Source organism: Leisingera sp. F5, from assembly GCF_001593695.1.
This window is the reverse complement of record NZ_LUKH01000569.1, coordinates 1-2,113: the sequence shown is the minus strand read 5'-3', so window position 1 is coordinate 2,113 and position 2,113 is coordinate 1. Positions and strand designations below refer to the sequence as shown.

1 protein-coding gene and 1 pseudogene are annotated in these 2,113 nt (G+C 64.7%); both read left to right on the top strand.

The window, feature by feature from the left end; genetic code table 11:
* Positions 1 to 569 (top strand): annotated as a pseudogene (locus A2I95_RS33360) (peptidylprolyl isomerase); the annotation flags it as partial.
* A 15-nt stretch (positions 570 to 584) separates the two neighbouring features.
* Positions 585 to 2,096, top strand: coding sequence for an anthranilate synthase component I (gene trpE, locus A2I95_RS33355; protein WP_291736738.1), 1,512 nt, complete (start codon positions 585 to 587; stop codon positions 2,094 to 2,096).
* Positions 2,097 to 2,113: the final 17 nt, after the last annotated feature.

Sequence of the window (2,113 nt, the reverse complement as noted above, 5' to 3'; positions counted from 1 at the left end):
AGGGTTTCCGCACCGCCGCTGCCGCCGTCACCGCCGAGGACTTCCCGGCTGTGGACTTCCTGGACGATGGCAGCCTGTTTGCGCTGCGCCTGGACGAGGTTCTGCCCGAGCGTCCGGAACCCTTTGCCGATGCCCGCGACAAGGTCCTCGCCGCCTGGCAGGCCGACCGCCTGAGCACAGCGCTGCGTGAGCAGGGCGAGGCGCTTCTGACCCAAGCAGAGAGCGCCGGCTTTTCTGAAGGCGCAGAGGTCAAAACCGAGACCGGTCTGACCCGCACCGCATACATCGACACAGTGCCCGCAGATCTGGTCACTCAGGTGTTCGAAATGGAAGTCGGAAACTTCCGTCTGGTGCAGGATGCGGAGTCAGCCGTGGCTGTCCGCCTCGACGGCATCCTGCCGCCGGAAGCAAGCGATGACATGAACCTTCTCACTCAGGCTCTGCAGGCGCAGCTGGACCAGGCGCTGGCACAGGAAATGTTCCAGGCCTATGTGCAGGACGTCCAGGCCCGGGCCGAACCCCGTGTCGACCAGCAGGCGCTGAATGCAGCGCAGGCAAACTTCCAGTAATCAAGGCAAGCACCCATGGCTCTGACCCCCGATTTCGACACATTCTCCACGGCGTATGAGGCCGGTAAGAACCAGGTCGTCTATACCCGCCTTGCCGCCGACCTTGACACGCCGGTGTCGCTGATGCTCAAGCTGACCGGCGCCCAAAAGGATGCCTTCATGCTGGAATCCGTCACCGGCGGCGAGGTGCGCGGGCGCTATTCGATCATCGGCATGAAACCGGATCTGGTCTGGCGCTGCCATGGGGAGCAGTCCAGCCTCAACCGTTCGGCCCGGTTTGATGCGGATGACTTCACCCCGCAGGACGGCAAGCCGATGGACAACCTGCGGGCGTTGATTGCCGAAAGCAGGATCGACCTGCCAGACGATCTGCCGCAGGCTGCGGCCGGTCTGTTCGGCTACTTGGGCTATGACATGATCCGCCTGGTGGAGCACCTGCCGGATGTGAACCCCGACCCCCTCGGCCTGCCCGACGCGCTGATGCTGCGCCCCTCGGTGATTGCCGTTCTGGACGGGGTCAAGGGCGAGGTCACCGTGGTGTCGCCGGTCTGGTCCAGCGACGGCCAGACCGCCAAGGCCGCCTATGCCCAGGCCGCTGAACGGGTGATGGACGCGGTGCGCGATCTGGAGCGCGCCATGCCCGCCGAAAGCCGCGATCTGGGCGACGCGGACGAGGTCGCGCCACCCGTGTCGAACTTCACCAAGGACGGCTACATGGCCGCGGTGGAGAAGGCCAAGGACTACATCCGCGCGGGCGACATCTTCCAGGTGGTGCCGGCACAGCGCTGGACGCAAGCGTTCCGCCAGCCGCCTTTCGCACTGTACCGCAGCCTGCGCCGCACCAACCCGTCGCCCTTCATGTTCTACTTCAACTTCGGCGGCTTTCAGGTGGTCGGCGCCTCCCCGGAAATCCTGGTTCGCGTCTTCGGGCAAGAGGTTACTATCCGCCCCATCGCCGGAACCCGCCCCCGCGGCGCCACGCCCGAGGAAGACAAGGCGCTGGAGGCCGATCTGCTGGCCGACAAGAAAGAGCTGGCCGAGCATCTGATGCTGCTGGATCTGGGCCGCAACGACACCGGCCGGGTTGCCAAAATCGGCACCGTGCGCCCGACTGAAAAATTCATCATCGAGCGCTACAGCCACGTGATGCACATCGTCTCCAACGTCGTCGGCGAATTGGCTGAGGACAAGGACGCGCTCGACGCCTTCTTCGCCGGCATGCCCGCGGGCACCGTCTCGGGCGCTCCCAAGGTGCGCGCGATGGAGATCATCGACGAGCTGGAGCCGGAAAAGCGCGGCGTATATGGCGGTGGTGTCGGCTACTTCTCGGCGGGCGGCGACATGGATATGTGCATCGCGCTGCGCACTGCCATCGTCAAGGATCAGAACCTCTATATCCAGGCCGGCGGCGGCGTGGTCTATGACAGCGATCCGGAAGCTGAATATATGGAGACTGTCCATAAATCCAACGCCATCCGCCGCGCGGCAGCGGACGCTGCCCGTTTTACCGGCAACGGCAACAGCTAGGACTAGCAGCGCAGGGC

Coding starts and splice junctions, on each gene's coding strand:
- trpE (WP_291736738.1), top strand. CDS start 585: ATGGCTCTGACCCCCGATTTCGACACATTCTCCACGGCGTATGAGGCC.